23 protein-coding genes are annotated in these 17399 nt (G+C 47.9%); 4 read left to right on the top strand and 19 right to left on the bottom strand.

From position 1 onward, the window contains the following. Positions 1-335: 335 nt before the first annotated feature. Both ispG and DNHGIG_RS16090 read left to right on the top strand, forming a co-directional pair. Positions 336-1424: a flavodoxin-dependent (E)-4-hydroxy-3-methylbut-2-enyl-diphosphate synthase gene (gene ispG, locus DNHGIG_RS16095; RefSeq protein ID WP_282200541.1), complete on the top strand. Its 1089-nt coding sequence runs from the start codon at positions 336-338 to the stop codon at positions 1422-1424. Positions 1425-1543: 119 nt separating this feature from the next. Next, positions 1544-1876 carry a hypothetical protein gene (locus DNHGIG_RS16090; protein ID WP_282200540.1) on the top strand — a complete coding sequence of 111 codons (333 nt, stop codon included), beginning with the start codon at positions 1544-1546 and terminating at the stop codon, positions 1874-1876. Between the two features lie 50 nt (positions 1877-1926). On the opposite strand, the gene DNHGIG_RS16085 is transcribed toward DNHGIG_RS16090, so the two are convergent. From DNHGIG_RS16085 to rplS, 10 genes are all read right to left on the bottom strand, one after another. Continuing rightward, complete coding sequence (locus DNHGIG_RS16085) at positions 1927-2937, bottom strand: aromatic acid exporter family protein (RefSeq protein WP_282200539.1); 1011 nt, start codon at positions 2935-2937, stop codon at positions 1927-1929. Beyond that, the gene (locus DNHGIG_RS16080; protein ID WP_282200538.1) at positions 2934-3347 is read right to left on the bottom strand and encodes a CoA-binding protein; all 414 of its coding nucleotides are present in this window, start codon (positions 3345-3347) and stop codon (positions 2934-2936) included. Before DNHGIG_RS16080 ends, DNHGIG_RS16085 begins: the two co-directional genes overlap by 4 nt. Before the next feature lie 111 nt (positions 3348-3458). Beyond that, positions 3459-3824 carry a YraN family protein gene (locus DNHGIG_RS16075; protein ID WP_282201459.1) on the bottom strand — a complete coding sequence of 122 codons (366 nt, stop codon included), beginning with the start codon at positions 3822-3824 and terminating at the stop codon, positions 3459-3461. Further along, complete coding sequence (locus DNHGIG_RS16070; RefSeq protein WP_282200537.1) at positions 3824-4090, bottom strand: EscU/YscU/HrcU family type III secretion system export apparatus switch protein; 267 nt, start codon at positions 4088-4090, stop codon at positions 3824-3826. Before DNHGIG_RS16070 ends, DNHGIG_RS16075 begins: the two co-directional genes overlap by 1 nt. A 9-nt stretch (positions 4091-4099) precedes the next feature. Then, a complete protein-coding gene (locus DNHGIG_RS16065) occupies positions 4100-5383 on the bottom strand; it encodes a hypothetical protein (protein WP_282200536.1) in 1284 nt (427 codons plus the stop codon). A 16-nt stretch (positions 5384-5399) separates the two neighbouring features. Continuing rightward, on the bottom strand, positions 5400-6170 hold the full coding sequence (gene rnhB / locus DNHGIG_RS16060; protein WP_282201458.1) for a ribonuclease HII: 771 nt from the start codon (positions 6168-6170) through the stop codon (positions 5400-5402). 1 nt (position 6171) lies between these two features. Beyond that, positions 6172-7071, bottom strand: coding sequence for a ribosome biogenesis GTPase YlqF (gene ylqF / locus DNHGIG_RS16055; RefSeq protein WP_282200535.1), 900 nt, complete (start codon positions 7069-7071; stop codon positions 6172-6174). Further along, positions 7068-7652 (bottom strand): signal peptidase I, encoded by a 585-nt coding sequence (gene lepB / locus DNHGIG_RS16050; RefSeq protein ID WP_282200534.1) that lies wholly within the window; start codon positions 7650-7652, stop codon positions 7068-7070. Before lepB ends, ylqF begins: the two co-directional genes overlap by 4 nt. 115 nt (positions 7653-7767) lie before the next feature. Beyond that, a complete protein-coding gene (locus tag DNHGIG_RS16045; RefSeq protein ID WP_282200533.1) occupies positions 7768-8970 on the bottom strand; it encodes a macrolide family glycosyltransferase in 1203 nt (400 codons plus the stop codon). Between the two features lie 167 nt (positions 8971-9137). After that, a complete protein-coding gene (rplS, locus tag DNHGIG_RS16040; protein WP_439647750.1) occupies positions 9138-9479 on the bottom strand; it encodes a 50S ribosomal protein L19 in 342 nt (113 codons plus the stop codon). A gap of 233 nt (positions 9480-9712) precedes the next feature. On the opposite strand from rplS, the gene DNHGIG_RS16035 reads away from it, so the two are divergent. Next, entirely contained in the window at positions 9713-9919 is a 207-nt protein-coding gene (locus tag DNHGIG_RS16035; RefSeq protein ID WP_282200531.1) for a DUF1540 domain-containing protein, read from the top strand. 138 nt (positions 9920-10057) lie between these two features. Beyond that, positions 10058-11011: an SDR family oxidoreductase gene (locus DNHGIG_RS16030; protein WP_282200530.1), complete on the top strand. Its 954-nt coding sequence runs from the start codon at positions 10058-10060 to the stop codon at positions 11009-11011. A 17-nt stretch (positions 11012-11028) separates the two neighbouring features. Here the strand turns inward: DNHGIG_RS16030 and DNHGIG_RS16025 are convergent, their stop codons facing one another. The 9 genes from DNHGIG_RS16025 to ftsY all read right to left on the bottom strand — a co-directional run bounded on the left by DNHGIG_RS16025 (position 11029) and on the right by ftsY (position 17390). Beyond that, positions 11029-11952: an NAD(P)/FAD-dependent oxidoreductase gene (locus DNHGIG_RS16025; RefSeq protein ID WP_282200529.1), complete on the bottom strand. Its 924-nt coding sequence runs from the start codon at positions 11950-11952 to the stop codon at positions 11029-11031. Positions 11953-12133: 181 nt separating this feature from the next. Beyond that, the gene (gene trmD / locus DNHGIG_RS16020) at positions 12134-12883 is read right to left on the bottom strand and encodes a tRNA (guanosine(37)-N1)-methyltransferase TrmD (protein ID WP_282200528.1); all 750 of its coding nucleotides are present in this window, start codon (positions 12881-12883) and stop codon (positions 12134-12136) included. Then, positions 12880-13401: a ribosome maturation factor RimM gene (gene rimM, locus DNHGIG_RS16015; protein ID WP_282200527.1), complete on the bottom strand. Its 522-nt coding sequence runs from the start codon at positions 13399-13401 to the stop codon at positions 12880-12882. The genes trmD and rimM overlap by 4 nt, the downstream gene beginning before the upstream one ends. Then, positions 13398-13823 (bottom strand): YlqD family protein, encoded by a 426-nt coding sequence (locus DNHGIG_RS16010; protein WP_282200526.1) that lies wholly within the window; start codon positions 13821-13823, stop codon positions 13398-13400. Before DNHGIG_RS16010 ends, rimM begins: the two co-directional genes overlap by 4 nt. Positions 13824-13981: 158 nt before the next feature. Next, positions 13982-14209, bottom strand: a complete 228-nt coding sequence (locus DNHGIG_RS16005; protein WP_282200525.1) for a KH domain-containing protein — start codon at positions 14207-14209, stop codon at positions 13982-13984. A 23-nt stretch (positions 14210-14232) separates the two neighbouring features. After that, the gene (rpsP, locus tag DNHGIG_RS16000; RefSeq protein WP_282200524.1) at positions 14233-14505 is read right to left on the bottom strand and encodes a 30S ribosomal protein S16; all 273 of its coding nucleotides are present in this window, start codon (positions 14503-14505) and stop codon (positions 14233-14235) included. Between the two features lie 92 nt (positions 14506-14597). Beyond that, the gene (gene ffh, locus DNHGIG_RS15995) at positions 14598-15950 is read right to left on the bottom strand and encodes a signal recognition particle protein (protein WP_282200523.1); all 1353 of its coding nucleotides are present in this window, start codon (positions 15948-15950) and stop codon (positions 14598-14600) included. A gap of 14 nt (positions 15951-15964) precedes the next feature. Next, positions 15965-16306: a putative DNA-binding protein gene (locus tag DNHGIG_RS15990; protein ID WP_282200522.1), complete on the bottom strand. Its 342-nt coding sequence runs from the start codon at positions 16304-16306 to the stop codon at positions 15965-15967. A 175-nt stretch (positions 16307-16481) separates the two neighbouring features. Continuing rightward, positions 16482-17390: a signal recognition particle-docking protein FtsY gene (ftsY, locus tag DNHGIG_RS15985; RefSeq protein WP_282200521.1), complete on the bottom strand. Its 909-nt coding sequence runs from the start codon at positions 17388-17390 to the stop codon at positions 16482-16484. Positions 17391-17399: the final 9 nt, after the last annotated feature.

The raw sequence follows: 17399 nt of genomic DNA, 5'->3' as shown, positions 1-17399 counted from the left end.
CTTAGCAGCGCGGAGGTGAGTGTAAGGTCGTTCCGCTTCCTTATACACCGATAGGGGGCATGTGCTTTACGCGAAATAGCGACTTTGAAGGTCGTCTCGCAACATTGGATTATGATTCCATGCGAGACGACCTTCACGGAGCATGAGCGCAAAGCATATACCTACTGCGACGACCTTTACGGAACGCGAACGCAAAGCATATACCCGCTAAAACGACCTCATCGAACCAAACACAAATCGATTCCCCCCAGCCAAGCACTGATTTTCAAGCTAGCCCGTTTTTCCATGGAAGGTTATAATGGAAACGGACATCTTTAAGATGGGAGTTTGGTCACATGTATAATCGCAAACAGACGCGCCCCGTGAAAGTGGGCAATGTCACAATCGGCGGCAATGATCAAGTCATCATTCAAAGCATGACGATGACCAAAACGCACGACGTCAAAGCGACGGTGGAACAGATTCACCGTCTGGAGGAAGCGGGCTGCCAGGTGGTACGCGTGACTGTGAATACCGAGGAGGCTGCCGCCGCAATCAAGGACATCAAAAAGGAGATTTCAATCCCCCTTGTGGCGGATATTCACTTTGACTATAAGTTAGCGCTCAAAGCGATTGAAAACGGAATTGACAAGGTTCGTATCAACCCGGGGAATATAGGCCGAAGGGAAAAAGTAGAAGCTGTCGTTAAAGCATGCAAAGAACGCGGAATTCCGATCCGAATCGGAGTCAACGCAGGTTCTTTGGAGAAACACATACTTGAAAAATACGGGTATCCAACCGCCGACGGGATGCTGGAGAGCGCGTTGGATCATATCCGTATCCTGGAGGATCTCGATTTCCGCGACATCATCGTATCGATGAAAGCGTCCGATGTGAAGCTTGCCATCGAAGCGTACCGCAAGGCGGCCGAAACGTTTGATTACCCATTGCATTTGGGTATCACCGAAGCGGGAACCCTTTTTTCGGGAACAATCAAAAGCGCCGCAGGACTGGGAACCCTTCTCTATATGGGGATCGGAAACACGATTCGCGTATCCCTCAGTGCCGATCCGGTAGAAGAAGTGAAAGTGGCGCGTGAACTATTGAAGACATTCGGTCTCGTTTCTAACGCCGCAACACTTGTATCCTGCCCCACATGCGGACGGATCGAAATCGATTTGATCAGCATCGCCAATGAGATTGAGGATTATCTCGCCAAGATCAAAGCACCGATTAAAGTATCGGTTCTCGGTTGTGCGGTCAACGGCCCAGGTGAAGCGAAAGAAGCGGATATCGGTATCGCCGGTTCACGCGGGGAAGGATTGCTCTTCCGTCACGGAAAGATCATCCGCAAAATCCCGGAAAAAGATATGGTTGCCGAATTAAAAAAGGAAATTGATAAAATGGCTGAACAGTATGCAAAAACGGGGACCATAAGAGAATAATCGCGCATATGACGGACACATATCCAACGGCACCTCGAGTGCCGTTTTCCTTTTCATTCATAGTACAGCCTCCAACTCCATACCATGATGGTAAAGATACAAGATGAGGAGAGATCCATGTGTACAATCTACGCGTTCGCACGCAGGCGGCAGAAGCGGAGATCAGAGATGCGCTCTTTCAAGAGGGTTTCACAGGAACAGAGAACTATTATTACATCAATCTGCAAAAATATTTTGTCTATGCGGATTTAATTGCCAATACCATTCACATCCAGTTCCGTTACGGTCAGAGTGTGCGCAGCTACGAATTGATACGTGCACTCATTCAGCGCATTTGCAAACGTGTAAACGGTATCATTGAAGACCAGTCCGTCCTGGGATTCCTCCCCGATGGAAGACCTGCAGGCATCTTCCGTAATTGGGAAGAATGGCGTCAACACATGGCAAGCTAGCTTTTTGACACTTCATTCGGTTCAAGACCAGCTCTCACAATGAAAGCTGGTCACCCTTGTAAACGTTTAATTTTCTCATAAAAAGTTTTTAACGCATCATAAAAGTGGTAGAGTCCGGACCATGTCAAAAATTCTTCCCTCGTTTCCGGCAATTCCATTTCTGCAAAACGCCGGTCAAGATTTTCAAAGCAAGCGTCCATCAAACGAAAAGGAATGCGCCTTTGAGAAAACATGCGCCTTTGCACCTGGATCAGAACGCGAAGCAATTTCCGTATACGAGGGATCATATCGTTGTCGACTTCTATCTGTTGTACCGAGCGAGCCATACTTCGAATCGATTCCATCTGCCGCTCCATAATGTGCAAAGAGCGAATCGTTCTCATTCCGTGAGACTTTCTCAGAGGAACCCATTTATCCTCGATCACGAGTTCCGCGTAATGTTGTGCCTCTTCAATATAAGAAAGAACATCCGTAATCTGCTGTTCATATTGTCGGATTGGCATCTTTTCGGCAGAAGTAAGATCATCATATAACATATACAAGAGACCGCGTTGCATGCCACTCACGCGGTCAATCAACATGCGCGTCTTCTCGATATAGGGAGTCGGTCCTATCAAATTCACCAAGAGTGAAGAAAGGACACCGACGATTACGAGCATAAATTGATCGAACGCTTGCACCCAAAGATTGCCATGAAAGGTGAGTAAAGCATTGATTCCCGTCACCACAGCGAGATTCATCGTTGTCTTCCAGCCGAGCCACAAATGAAGGGCAAACAATACATAGACCAAAACCCCGGCGATAACGGGATGCCCCCCCACGAAATAAGCGACCAAACTCCCAAATGTCGCTCCCAACAACGAAGATGCGATTTGCAACTTGGCTACTTCCAAAGAACGTATTAAAGATTGTTGCATGGCGAGAATGGAAATCACGCCGGCAAATGTGTATCCCGGTAGATGAAGCCTAGATGCCACATATAATGCTAGACTGGTCGCTACCGCCGTTTTTAATACTCTGAGACCGATGCGAGGGGGATGAATATTTAAAAATTGCATCATTTAACAAGGACGCTGTGGGCGACGGCAATGCATTGATCCATGACGGTAAACAACCCATGTTTAACGGCTTCTTTCGCTGCTTCATCGTCACGAACGCCTTGTTGTGCCCAGACGGCTTTTGCTCCCACTTGAATGGCCGCTTCCACCACACCAGCCACCTCTTCTGAACGGCGAAAAATATTCACAATATCAATGGGAACAGGGACACTCTGCAAATCCGGGTATGCTTTTTCACCCAAAGAACTTGTGATCTGCGGATTCACGGGGATAATTTTGTACCCTTGTTTTTGCATGTACGCCGAGACTTGATAGCTCGTGCGGTCAGGTTTGTCGGAAAGGCCGACAACGGCGATCGTCTTTGCGTTTCGCAGTAATTCTTTGATTGCTTCATTGGAAGGATTGGAATACATGAAGGATTTACCCCTTTCCTCTATTTATTAAGTTTGATTTATTAAAAAGTTTCATCCGAGCTCATCGCGAATGTACATGCGAGTGATCGCGCAACCTTTTTGAACGCGTTCTTAGAAAGCATTACGAATATGAGTGATTTCTGCATGCTCACCTTCATGAAATTCGACAGCAATTACATCAAAACGAAGAGACGTGAACGGACGTTTCAAAGTTTGTAGAAACATAGCGGCCACATGACGTACTTGTCGTTGTTTTCGCTGATCAACAGCTTCGAGTGCCGTGCCAAAACGTTGTCCCGCGGTTGAACGAGATCGGACTTCGACAAAAACGAGCGTGTTTCCTTCCCATGCGATCAGATCAAGTTCCCCCTGCTGGCAACGCCAATTGACAAATTCTACATGAAAACCGCACTGTTCCAGATAATTCTTAGCCGCCTTCTCCGCTTTACGTCCCAATTCCTTCCTCCTGACTTTCATCATCTTCCCTTTCCTTCGAGACGATACACAAATGAGAGAATTTCCGCAACCACCCGATAAAGTTCCGAAGGGATTTCTTGTCCGAGATCCAACGTCAGCAGCGTCTCCACAAGCTCCCTATTTTCTTGAATCGGCAGGCCATTTTCCTTGGCGTATGCGAGAATCTTTGCCGCTACTTCTCCCCGCCCCTTGGCTACAATACGCGGAGCGAGATCCGTCTCAGGGTTATAAGAAAGGGCAGCCGCGTATTTCGGTTTCTCTCTCATCATCCCACCTCATATGCGTAGATCCACTTGTTTCGCCGAAAGGTATCTCATCATTAAGGTGATATCTGCGTCAGTTAAAGGAGCTGTACGTTTTTCCACACGAACTGCGCCGAGATGATAACCAACCGCCCGTATACCTTCTCTCAATGTTGAGATTTCATCATCGAAAACCGGAAGAAGCGAACTCTCAGGAACAAGAAGACGTAAATTAATAACTTTTTGAATCGAATGCAAAAATACGTCGACAGTTCCAGTACGAGGAAGTTCAAGATGTAGACACAACAGAAAATTTGCAGGGTCTAGCTTCCTTTTCTCATCCTTGTGTGCGAGAATGTGTATCCCGATCGTCGATTTCTTGTTCTCATATGAAAATGGAAGAGAAAAGAAGTGATAGAAAAAAGGAGAAGTCTCGTCCTTATGGGTATGCATCAATTGTTGTCCCGTCAGATTGGCAAGTAAGTGATCAATCGCTTGTTGTAACTTTTCATCCGTAGTGCAGGAAGCTTCACCTTCTTTTCCTGTTATATACAACAGATGGATGGCGAATTCCTTCCATGTACGGTATCGCATGTGTCTTTCCGATCGACCGGATTTCTCTACCCAATGGCGTACCAATTCCCGCTCGTGTGATAACCCGAGCCGCTCCCTCATTCGACTCAAGATATCGGCCTTTTCTTTTTGTGAGAGATTCATCCATTTTTCGAACGAAAGAAAAGTTTCGCTTTCTTCAAAAAAAGAATGCGCCCGTTCAGCTTCCCGCTCAAAAATTGTCGGCGGCAATGTGTTGCCACGTGCATTCATCGTATGATGCTCATCGAGTAACTGTTGAAAGGGGCGTACTTGTTCTAATAACTCGTGAAGCGGATGACCGTTCCAGAGAGCGTCTACCGCGAGAAGGGTGTGTTTCGATAAAGGAATTTGTAAGGCAAGCATACGCACTGCAGTGGTAACCGCGCGTTCGTCTCCCTTTATTTCCTTAATCACTTGCAAGACTTTCATGACTTCCTCTTTTGTTACAGGCAATCCAACTGTGACCATTTCTTTTATAACTTGTCGGGCTTCCCTTGTATCATCGATCTGTAAATCGGTGAGGATCTTTGTCAAAGTCCCGCTGACTGGAAGAGATGGATTCTCTCGCAACGATACTTGTTTTTCGAGTGGAGTCAGGTCGCCCTCTTTTTTCGCGGAACGATGTATCGGTGTACCAACCGGTTGTGGTACACCATCGAGATTGAGAAGGGTATTCGAGAGCAGACGAGCGGTCAGTTGGGTGAAGGAAGAAAGGATTTCCATATCTTTTCCTCCCTCTCTAGCCTAAAATACTCTTCACCGGCGCAAAGGAACGGCGATGCAACGGGGTGGGGCCGTATTTTTGCAACGCCTCAAGGTGTTCGGCCGTTCCGTAACCCATATGATGATCAAATCCGTATTCGGGATATTGCTTCGCATACTCGATCATCAGGCGATCTCGCGTCACCTTAGCCAAAATGGATGCAGCTGCGATCGATTGAGAGCAAGCATCTCCTTTAATGATCGCGATCTGCTCCATACTGACGGACGGAATGGTGACAGCATCATTTAACAGCAGATCCGGTTTGACACTCAGGTTTTCCACGGCGAGGCGCATCGCTTCATACGTTGCTTGCAGAATATTGTATGTATCGATATATGACGCGTCAACGATGCCGATTCCATACGAGACAGCTGTTTCACAAATCGTCGAATACAAAGACTCTCGTTCCTGCGGGCGCAGTTTTTTGGAATCATTAATTCCTCGGATGTAAGCATCTTCGGGCAGGATCACCGCTGCGGCCACGACGGGTCCTGCCAGAGGGCCCCGCCCCGCTTCGTCGATTCCCGCTACAAGACGATAGCCTCTCGCATACGCTTCCCGCTCATACATACGCATGCTTTCCAGTCTCTGTTGCAAAGTGTACTCTTTCTCTCTCTTCCGCAAAAGGGTTTCCGCCAATTTCCGCACACCGCTGCGCGCGTCTTGCAGCATCAACCGGATCATTTCATCTGAGGGAGGATCCTGATCCAATTGACTCCGGATCGCTTGGATTGACATTTTCTTCAAATCAATCAAGCGGAGGCACCTCCCGATTCGGATCCTGATCCGTCTGTTCTTTACCCGGTTGTTCGAGCGTAATCCTGCCGAGCATTCCTGAGCGAAATTCTCGCAGAATGAGTTCACAAGCAGCCATCGTGTCGATGTGGCCTCCCGCACGGATCATGCCCCTTTTCTTGCCGATCAGAAGCACCGCATCCCATGGATCTTCAGGAAGTTCTTCGAGCTTGTATCGTTCCTCAAGAGCACCGGGATAATGGGATTGCAAATAGCGAACGAGAAAATATGTGATTTCCTCGCGATCCGAGTCGAGAATCTCATCTTTGATCGCACCTGTAGCGGCCAAACGAAGCCCTACCTGCGGATCATCAAACTTCGGCCACAAGATCCCCGGTGTGTCAAGCAATTCGAATTCCTTGCCTACTTTGATCCACTGTTGCGTTCTCGTGACACCAGGCTTATCCCCCGTTTTTGCTATATTTTTTTTCGCCATGCGATTGATCAAGGAAGATTTTCCTACATTTGGGATTCCCAGTATCATGGCGCGCACCGCACGGGGACGAATCCCTTTTTTCATCATCGCTTCCATTTTCGGCTTCACGAGTTTTTTCGCTTCGCTTTCGATTCTGCGCAACCCATCCCCCTGTGTCGCTACCACAGGAATCGCGGGAGTCCCCTCCGCTTGGAACCATTCTTCCCATTGCCGTGTGATCAATGGATCAGCAAGGTCGGCTTTATTCAAAAGCACGAGCCGGGGTTTTTGTTGCGTGATCTCACCCATCATAGGGTTGCGGCTGGATAAAGGCAAGCGAGCGTCTACAAGCTCGAGCACCAAATCAATCAATTTGAGTTTTTCACTGACTTCCCTGCGCGCTTTGGCCATATGGCCAGGAAACCATTGGATCGTCATTTCGTCTCACCTTTAACCTGATATGGAAACAAATTGAATTTGTTAAACGGCCAGATTACGAGATCGGCCCTGCCGACAATGTTGTCATAAGGAACGAACCCGACGGACGGGTCGCGACTGTCTTTTGAATAATTACGATTGTCTCCCATCGCAAAAACATGTCCCGGAGGAACAGTTACCGGGCCGAAGTGCCCCAATGTCGGCTCAACCAAATAGCGTTCATCAAGAGGTTGTCCATTCCGATACACTTTATTATTCTTTACTTCGATCGTTTCACCTGGCGTTGCCATGACCCTCTTGACAAAGTCCTTGCTAGGGTCTGCCGGGTACTTGAAAATGATAATCTCCCCGTCTTGAGGTTTATGTATGTGATAAATCAATTTATTCACAACCAGACGCTCATGATCTTGTAACGTTGGGATCATGGATTCCCCGTCAACCATGAAGATCGCGAACATGTATTCACGGATCAGTAACGCGAGGAGAAGCGCGATTGCGATAGAACGGATCCAGTCCCACATTTCATTTTTCGCTTTCTCTTTTCTTTCAGGTTCGCTCTTCTCCTGCAGGCTGTCTGACATAGTATCCCTCCTTCATCTAACCTGAATGTAGCCGTTTAATGTGGAGGAGGAAATCCCCCTCTTGTCTTAACTTGGGAGCCTCACGATGTTTGACTGGTTCTTCGGGGCGACTCCATCATTTCGTGATGCCTACGCTTCGTTTATACTCGAAGATTTCCTCGACGGCTCGATGATACCCACCCGCAGCTCGGAACGAATCTCCAATTTCAACGCATACCTTTCTGATTGACGCATCCTTGAGCACTCGTTCCGCTGCCTCTCTAAGATCTCCCGCGGTTAAGCCTTCTTGATTGAGGTGGATGCCCGCACCGATTTCAGCCACACGTCGCGCAACAATAGGTTGGTCGGCGCTTTGGGGAAGCACAATCAGCGGCACACCGTAATAAAGACCTTCACTTGTACTGTTCATACCGCCGTGTGTGATAAACAATTTGGCGTGTTGCAGCACTTCGAGTTGCGGTACGTAATTGCGGACAATGAAATTCGCAGGAATGTCTCCCAATTTCGCTATATGGGTTTGTCTACCAACGGATAGAATTACTGTGTACTTCGTGTTTGCAAACGCCTCAAAGCAGAGCTTGTAAAAATCCACTGCTTGATTGAACACGGTACCGAGTGATATGTAAATCAGGTTGTCCGTGTCTACATGAGAAAAATCAAATTGACCGTGTGAGCGCGGAGCGATAGACGGTCCAACAAACTTGTACGATTCGTCGAAACTTTCTCCATCGGGTTGGAAGCGTTTCGACGTGTAGACGATGGTCAATGGCGCAGGATTGCAGAAAACCTCATAGGCGGAGCCAACTTGCACATTGTATTTCGCTTGCACGTTACTGACCAGCTGTTGAAACTCCTGTTGTGCACGTTCATTCACGTCTGCTGGAAAATGGCGCGAGAGGTGATCTCGCAGACTGTCAAAGCTGTTTTGTTGAAATGCAAAACTCGTGCACGAGTTGATTGCCGGCAGGTCAAGTATTTGTGCAAGCAAACGCCCACAGCCGAACATCGAGTCATGAATGATGTAATCAAAACGTTTTCCTTTTGTTTGCTCCAGGACACTGGGAATGACGATGTCGGCGGTGCGCAAAAGTCCACCCACTCGAGCCCAAAAATTTCTTCCTCCAGCAAGGAACGCCTCCAAAAATTTGCCGCTATCGAACGTGATCACCTCTGCGCCCGTTGGCTCGACGCGATCACGAAATTGTTCCGCCACAAAGTAAACCACCTCTTCGCCACGACGGATAAGTTCTTGAACCACACCGAGGGTTGGATTGATATGTCCTTCGGAACCTCCGTTGATCAGCAAAACGCGTGCCATGGTCATCACCTTTCATGAGTTAATTAAACTCTAAGAGCCGATGACAAAATTGTACTATCGAAAGGGGTACAAGGCGACATTTGGTAGCAATGAATAAACAACTGCAAACAAAGAGCCGTGCCACAAATATGGAAAAGGGACTTGCTGACTCACAAGTCCCTTTTTCCTTAGCGAACTTCTTTGATTCGAGCTGCCTTCCCTGTGAGGTTGCGCAGATAGTACAGCTTCGCACGACGAACGCGACCGCGACGTACCACTTCGATCTTATCGATCTTCGGTGTATGAAGCGGGAATGTACGCTCGACGCCAACACCGTAGGAAACCTTACGAACGGTAAATGTCTCGGAGATACCACTGCCGCGACGTTTGATCACGACACCTTCGAATACCTGAATACGTTCACGGTTTCCCTCTTTGACTTTCACATGCACGCGAAGAGTATCGCCCGCACGAAAATCAGGAATGTCTTTACGGAGTTGTTCTTCCGTGATTTGACGAACAATATCCATAAGTACGTAGCCTCCTTCCCTACAGGCGTTCATATCTTTGAAACATGCCGAAAGACAGCGGACCGCCCTGATCAACAAATGGAATTATAACATAAGCTTCGCCACAAACACAACAGAAAAAATGATAGCCCGTACGTTCATGAAACGAAGATTTTAGCATACGACAAATGAAAGTATGAAGCTCTCCGGAATGAGAAATGATAATGTTAACTCATATTGAAGGAGGAGTATTCATGGCGACAGAAGTTCGCTGTACTGTAAGTAACTGTACTTATTGGGCTGCTGAAAATAGATGTGCTGCCGATGCCATTCTCGTCGAGATCGACCAACATACACAAAATTATAAACTTGAAATCGGTGAGATGGGCGTCCCGGAACATCACGATCATGCGGTTAACAGTTCGATGACTTGTTGCCATACGTTTAAACCTAAAAAATAACGATTCTGACATGGAAGGCGGAATATAGTTTCCAGCCTTTTTTTTTCGTTGAAAATCGACGGAGACTCTATGATATGCTACTAAAGAGCGCTATAAGAAAACGAGAGGAAAGGAGGAATCCTGGTTTCAGGGCTTTGCATGAGAAGGAGTGTTCTCATAACAGGAAGCGCCACGGGGCTCGGCTCCGCCATCGCTTACCGCCTCGCGGAACAAGGTCACCGTATCATCCTGAATTACCGCACGTCTGCGGAAGCATGTCTGCAGCTGCAAAACAAAATTCAAGCGACCCATACGGAATGTCATATCGTTCAGGCGGATGTTTCGTACTTTGAAGAGGCAGAACGTTTGATCCGTGAGTCTATCGAACGATTTGGAACAATCGATATCTTGATTCACTGCGCAGGCCCGTTTTTGTATCAACGTCAACGGGCAACCGATATGGATATCAGCGATTGGAAGTATATGATCGACAGTAATTTATCGAGCGCATTTTACCTAAGTAAGCTTGTGATCCCTTACATGCGCAAGCAAGGATTTGGCCGTATCATCACATTCGGATTTGACGGCGCTGAACAAGCGCGTGGCTGGCGTTATCGCAGCGCATACGCAGCTGCAAAAGTCGGACTCGTCTCATTCACGAGAACGCTCGCACTCGAAGAAAGACATAATGGAATTACAGTCAATATGGTGTGTCCGGGGGATATAAGGGGGAAGTGGAAAGAAACGTTTTTGGATGAATATCTGCAAACGCATGATCGCATCGGACGCATCAGTATGGCAGACGATATTACGCGCACCGTCCAATTTCTCATCGATGAACATGCGGATTACGTGACCGGGAATGTCATTCAACTGAACGGCGGGATCGATACCGTGATTTTGACGGACGAAATCACGAAAAACGATGTGCTCGATCCCGTTCAATTTTCACCGGGAGAAGAAGTATATGTGTACCCTTGGAACAGCAGAGGGCTCGTCGAACAAGTGAGCCGTCAAAAGAACGATCTCACCCTTTACACGGTACGGACGCTCGACCGCAATAAAACAGGTCGCTTCACTTATTTTCATTTGGAGAAAGTAAATCCGAAATAAAATATTCTCTAACGCTGTTAGGAAGGCAGGCGGAAGATGTTGGCCGATATTCTCTTCACCGCTCTGGCCGCCTGTCCTACTGATAAAGAAATACTTGAAAAAAGCGGGCGTACACAAAGGTCACCGATGGCGAAAACATCTTTGACACTCGTTTCCCCGTCTTCGTTTGTGATGATGTAACCATCGGTATCGCACTGCACTTGGCCTTGTACCAATTCCCGATTCGGTTCGACGCCGATGCGAACAAAAACGGCATCTGCCGGTACGATTTCCAACCGGGAGGGATGAGACGTTTGCCGGATTTCGACCGCCTGTACACGCGATTCTCCAATAATTCGCTTCACAATCGTATCTCTATGGATCCGGATCCTCGGATGCGCAAATACTCGTTCGCGAAATTCGGGCCTTGCACGAAACAGAGAGGAACGATGGATCAGTTCGACGCGGGCGCCCGCTTCCGCCAGTAGCCATGCACCTTCCAACGCACGGTCTCCCCCGCCGATGACAGCCACTTGTTTTCCTTGAAATTTATGAAAATCCCGACTGGCAGAATAGACTTCTCCACGTGCGATCATTTCTTTTTCTCCAGGAACATTTAAGCGGCGTTCCCGGCTTCCCATCGCCAGAATCAATGAATGCGCGGTGAAAGTCTCTTCGGCTGTCACGACCGTTTTCCTGGCAACGGCGATCTCCATAACCGTTACATTGCATCTGTAACTGCATCCAAGTTCGTGCACATGTGAAAGAAAATAAGGAACCAATTCACGGCCCGTTTGTACTGAAATCCCCGGGTAATCGATAACCGGATTGTTGATCGAAAACAATTGTCCGCCCAGTTCCGCCCGACGTTCCAATAAAAGACTGCGAAGCCCCAGCCGTTTACACCAGATGGACGCAGCCATTCCGGCAGGCCCCCCTCCAATAATGAGCACATCCAGCATCCGCTCACCCTCCAAAGATAGGAATCCGTTGTAGAATAACTTTATGTGTGCAGATGAAGCAAAAAGTCACGAAAAAACCTCACCATGGCAAACAGTGAGGTGAAAACTACCAACAATGTCACAATTTTATCTTAACATAAAGCGGCTGAGGGATCTACAACAACAGTTCCACCGGTAGATCTTACGCATTTCCCATTTCCTCTTTGACCTTCTGCAACAACCGTTGATCCCTCTCATTTAGTTCAGCCTTTTGCAACAAATCGGGACGCCGCAAAAGAGTGCGCCTCAATGATTCTTTTCGTCTCCATTCTTCGATTTTTGCATGATTCCCTGAGAGAAGAACATCCGGGACTTTCCAGCCGCGAAACTCTGCGGGGCGGGTGTATTGAGGATATTCCAATAAACCGTTGCGAAACGAATCATTCTCTGCTGACTGTTCGTTCCCAAGTACGCCCGGCAATAAGCGAACGATCGAATCGACGATCACCATCGCGGGCAGTTCGCCCCCTGTCAACACATAATCGCCGATCGAAATTTCATCCGTCACAAGATGTTGTCGAATCCGTTCATCATATCCCTCATAATGACCGCATATCAAAACCAAATGTTCTTCTCTCGCCAATTCGATGGCTTTCTCTTGTGAAAAGACTTCACCTTGGGGTGACGTCAAAATCACACGAGCCGGTCGTTTCGAGTTACACTTCTCCAATAAAGATTCAACTGCGAAGAAAATCGGCTCCGGCTTTAAAACCATTCCGCCTCCTCCGCCATACGGCGTATCGTCGACTGTATGATGCTTATTAGGCGAATATTTCCGAAAATCGGTAATGTCGATCGTTACCGCGCCAGTATCTTGTGCTCGCTTGATCATGCTGCTCGAAAACACGCCTGTAAACATTTCCGGAAATATGGTTACGATATCGATCTTCATTCCAACAGACCTTCCATGATATGAACTGTGATTTTTTTCTTCTCAACATCCACATCGAGTATACACTCTGGAATTGCAGGCAGTAAAATATCTTTTCCGCGCGGCGGTTTTACGACCCATACATCGTTTGCCCCCGGTTTCAAAACCTCTTTCAGAACCCCGAGCGTCTCCCCATCCTCGGTAACAACCTCACAACCGACCAATTGGAAAATATAATATGTATTCTCCGGCAACTCCTGCAGTTCCGATTGAGGAACTTTTAACTCTCCACCTTTGTATTTTTCCACATGGTTAATCGTTGGATGATCTTTAAAGCGGAGAAGATAAAAATTTTTATGTTTCCGTACCGTTTCTACCGTCAAAGGCACAGGCCCGGGAAAATCTTTATGAATCAGCAACAACTTTGCACCCGGTGCAAACCTTTTTTCGGGAAAATCCGTCCGGCTGATGACACGTACCTCCCCGCGGATCCCCTGCGTATTCACAAGTGATCCTACCGTAAACAGTTGTTCGTTCAATGTGCACCACCTACCCGACGAATCTCGTGTACGATCCCGTCTTTTAGTACAATCTCTCCACCTCTCATAATATCCTCCCAAGAATCACCGACTTTTACTTCAATCGTCGTTTCCACCTGTCCATGCGGTAATTCGCTCCCCAACTCGGCTTGTTGGATCTGTGTCAAATGTGCCATCAGTTGTTCACGCCGCTCCAAACGTGCCTTTCGTTCACTTTCGATCTGTTGCTGAACAGCCTCTACTGCATGGAGCCCCTGTTTCTTGGCTTCCTCCAGCGCTCGCTTCGCATGAAATTCGAGTTGATCAAGTTCTACCCCAACGTTCGTGATCGCCTGTTGCAGTTCGCGAACGATCAACTGTTTGGTCTGTTCCGTTACGATAAACTTGACCATGACGGGTTGGCGGATCGTGATTTTATCCATATGAAAACCTCCGGCAGAAACATTTTGGTATCGGTATAAGCGATTCAAAATTGGCTGTTTGGAAATAAAGAAAAATCGGATGCGGTAAAAAGTATACCACATCTGACTTCTTTTCTTTACGTGAAAAAGGCCAGGAAAACTGTTCCCTGACCTTTCTTTCATACGATCTCAATCGTGGCACGCTTATTTTGCTGCATGGCGGCCGCCGAAACGACCGTACGCATCGCTTTCGCAATCCGGCCCTGCTTGCCGATTACCTTCCCCATGTCGGATGGATGAACAGACAATTCGTATACCACGTTCATATCTTGAATGACCTCACGCACCCGAACATTTTCAGGATGATCCACAAGCTCACGGGCAATGATTTCAACGAGCTCTTTCATAAGATAACCCCCGACAAGTGGGATTACTTACCTGCTTTCATCTCGTGAACCTTTTTCAGAATACCGGTCTTGCTAAAGAGATTGCGTACCGTGTCAGACGGTTGTGCACCGTTCTGAAGCCATTTGATCGCTTTCTCTTCATCGATATGGATTTGTGCCGGTTGCGTAACCGGATTATAAGTACCGATCTCCTCGATGAAACGACCATCACGCGGAGAACGGGAATCGGAAACGACTACGCGATAGAAAGGTACCTTCTTTGCACCCATCCGCTTGAGACGAATCTTTACTGCCACAACTAACACCTCCATTCAGAAGACAGATTATATCATAATCGTTCCAAAAATGGAACGAAAACTTAAACCGAATTCAAAAAAATAAATGGTTCTTACATAAAGGGAAGTTTAAATCCGCCTTTCCCTTTCTTTTTGCCCATTTTCTTCGCCAAACCGGAGAATTGCTTGACCATCTTCTGCATCTCTTCGAATTGTTTGAGCAAACGGTTGATTTCTTGTACAGAGGTACCGCTTCCTCTGGCAATTCTCTGTTTGCGGCTATGATCGATGATCTTGTAATTCTGCCGCTCCGCTGGCGTCATCGAACGGATGATCGCTTCCACCCGGCCGATTTGCTTCTCATCCGGCGTCATGCCTTGGATCCCCTTGATCTTATTCATACCGGGAATCATCGACATGATTTGGTCAAGCGGTCCCAGTTTGCGCACTTGCGCCAACTGATCGAGAAAATCGTCAAGAGTAAACTCGGCCTTTCTGATTTTTTTCTCCAGTTCAACCGCTTTCTCCTTATCGACAGAAGCCTGCGCCTTCTCGATGAGCGTGAGCACATCTCCCATGCCGAGAATACGAGACGCCATCCGGTCGGGGTGGAACGGTTCAAGGGCATCCAGCTTTTCGCCCATCCCGGCAAACTTAATGGGTGTTCCCGTCACTGCACGGATCGATAATGCCGCACCGCCGCGGGTATCCCCATCCAACTTTGTCAAAATGGCCCCGGTCACTTCCAACTCTTTATGGAACGTATCGGCCACTTGAACGGCATCTTGACCGGTCATCGCATCCACAACGAGCAGGATCTCGTGCGGATTCACCGCATCTTTGACCATCTTCAACTCATTCATCAACGCTTCATCGATGTGCAAGCGGCCTGCGGTATCGATGAGCACATAATCGAATCCGTGTACGCGCGCATGTTCAAGCGCGGCTTTCGCAATATCGACAGGGCTGACCTGATCACCCATCGAAAAGACAGGCGTCTTGAGCTGCTCGCCCAAGATTTGCAATTGCTTAATCGCGGCGGGCCTGTATACGTCTCCGGCAACAAGAAGAGGATATTTCCCTTGTTTCTTAAGGAATTGAGCCAGTTTTCCAGTGGTCGTCGTCTTCCCTGCACCTTGCAGCCCGACCATCATGACCACTGTCGGCGGTTTCGCTGCCTGAGCAATCTTCGCTTGCGAGCCTCCCATTAACTGCGTCAGTTCATCGTTTACGATCTTGATCACTTGCTGAGCAGGAGTCAGGCTTTGCAGGACTTCTTGTCCGACGGCTCGTTCGCGCACCTTTTCCACAAATTCCTTTACGACTTTAAAATTCACATCCGCTTCCAAAAGTGCCAAACGAACTTCACGCATCGCTTCTTTTACATCCGATTCGGAAAGCTTTCCTTTCCCCCGTAGCCGGTTGAAAGTATCTTGCAAGCGATTCGCCAATCCTTCGAAGACCATAGCCATCCTCCTTCCTAGCTTTCGTTGAGAAGCGATTCGATCGCAACGGTCAATTCCTCGCGCAACTTCTCGTCCAGTGAAGCGCTGGAGAGAAGTTCCCGTATATGTTGTCCGATCTGACGCCGTTTCTCGTAACGCTCCAACAGATGCAGCTTCTCTTCATATTCAATAAGCTGCATGCCCGCGCGACGAATATTATCATGCACGGCCTGGCGTGTGATCGCAAAGTGTTCCGAAATTTCCGCCAACGACCAGTCTTCGAGATAGTACATCTCGATCATGGTGCGTTGTTTGTCGGTTAAAAGAACACCATAAAAATCATACAACAGGTTCATTTGGGTGGTCTTCTCTAACATGGTGCACCACCTCACCCTGTCAAGAAAATTTCCTTTACAGAACAGATTCAATAGTACTCAAATCTATAAGGTTTGTCAACTGTTTTTCGCATAAATTCTCAAGGTTGTGGTAGCGGTTCACGCTAGGCGTTCGCGCTACGCGGATGTATGACGGCACAGCCGAGGCGGAACACACTTATGCGAACAACGCCTCGACGAACTCCTGCGGGTCAAACACTTGCAGGTCGTCCATTTTTTCCCCTACACCGACAAACTTAACGGGCAGGGACAGTTCATTCTGAATAGCGATCACGATACCTCCCTTCGCCGTGCCGTCAAGCTTTGTTAACACGAGCCCGGTGACACCGGCCGCTTGTCCGAACAGCTTAGCTTGGGAAAGAGCATTTTGGCCTGTCGTCGCATCGAGAACCAGGAGGACTTCGTGTGGCGCTCCGGGGATTTCACGCTTGATCACACGGTAGACTTTATTCAGTTCTTCCATGAGATTGGTCTTGTTGTGCAAGCGTCCGGCCGTATCGCAAAGTAAAAGGTTCACGTTGCGCGCTTTGGCGGCTTGGATCGCGTCGTAAACCACAGCGGCCGGGTCAGAACCCGCTTGATGCTTGATCACCTCAACCCCTGCGCGTTTTCCCCACACTTCAAGCTGTTCGATCGCGCCGGCACGGAACGTGTCTCCAGCCGCCAACAAGACTTTTTTTCCTTCATTCTTGTATTTATAAGCCAATTTCCCGATGGTCGTCGTCTTGCCGACACCGTTGACTCCGACAACCATGATGACGGTCAGTCCTTTTTCTTGAATGTTCATCGGGAATTGTTCTGCCTTCATCAATTCACGCAATTTTTCCTTTAAAACCGGGCGCAGTTCTTCTGCATCTTCGATCTTGCGCTTTTTCACCTCATCCCGCAATTCATCCATTAACTGCATCACGGTGTTGACGCCCACATCGGCCATGATCAGGATTTCTTCCAGTTCCTCATAGAATTCTTCGTCGATCTTCCTTCTGGAAACGAGTTTTTCCACTTTCTCCATAAAAGCGTGGCGTGTCTTCGATAATCCTTCTTTGATTTTATTGAAAAATCCCATCCTTAGACC

The sequence above is a fragment of the Collibacillus ludicampi genome, assembly GCF_023705585.1.
Lineage (GTDB): Bacteria > Bacillota > Bacilli > Tumebacillales > BOQE01 > Collibacillus > Collibacillus ludicampi.
The sequence above is the reverse complement of the archived record's forward strand: the minus strand, read 5'-3'. Positions and strand labels throughout refer to the sequence as shown.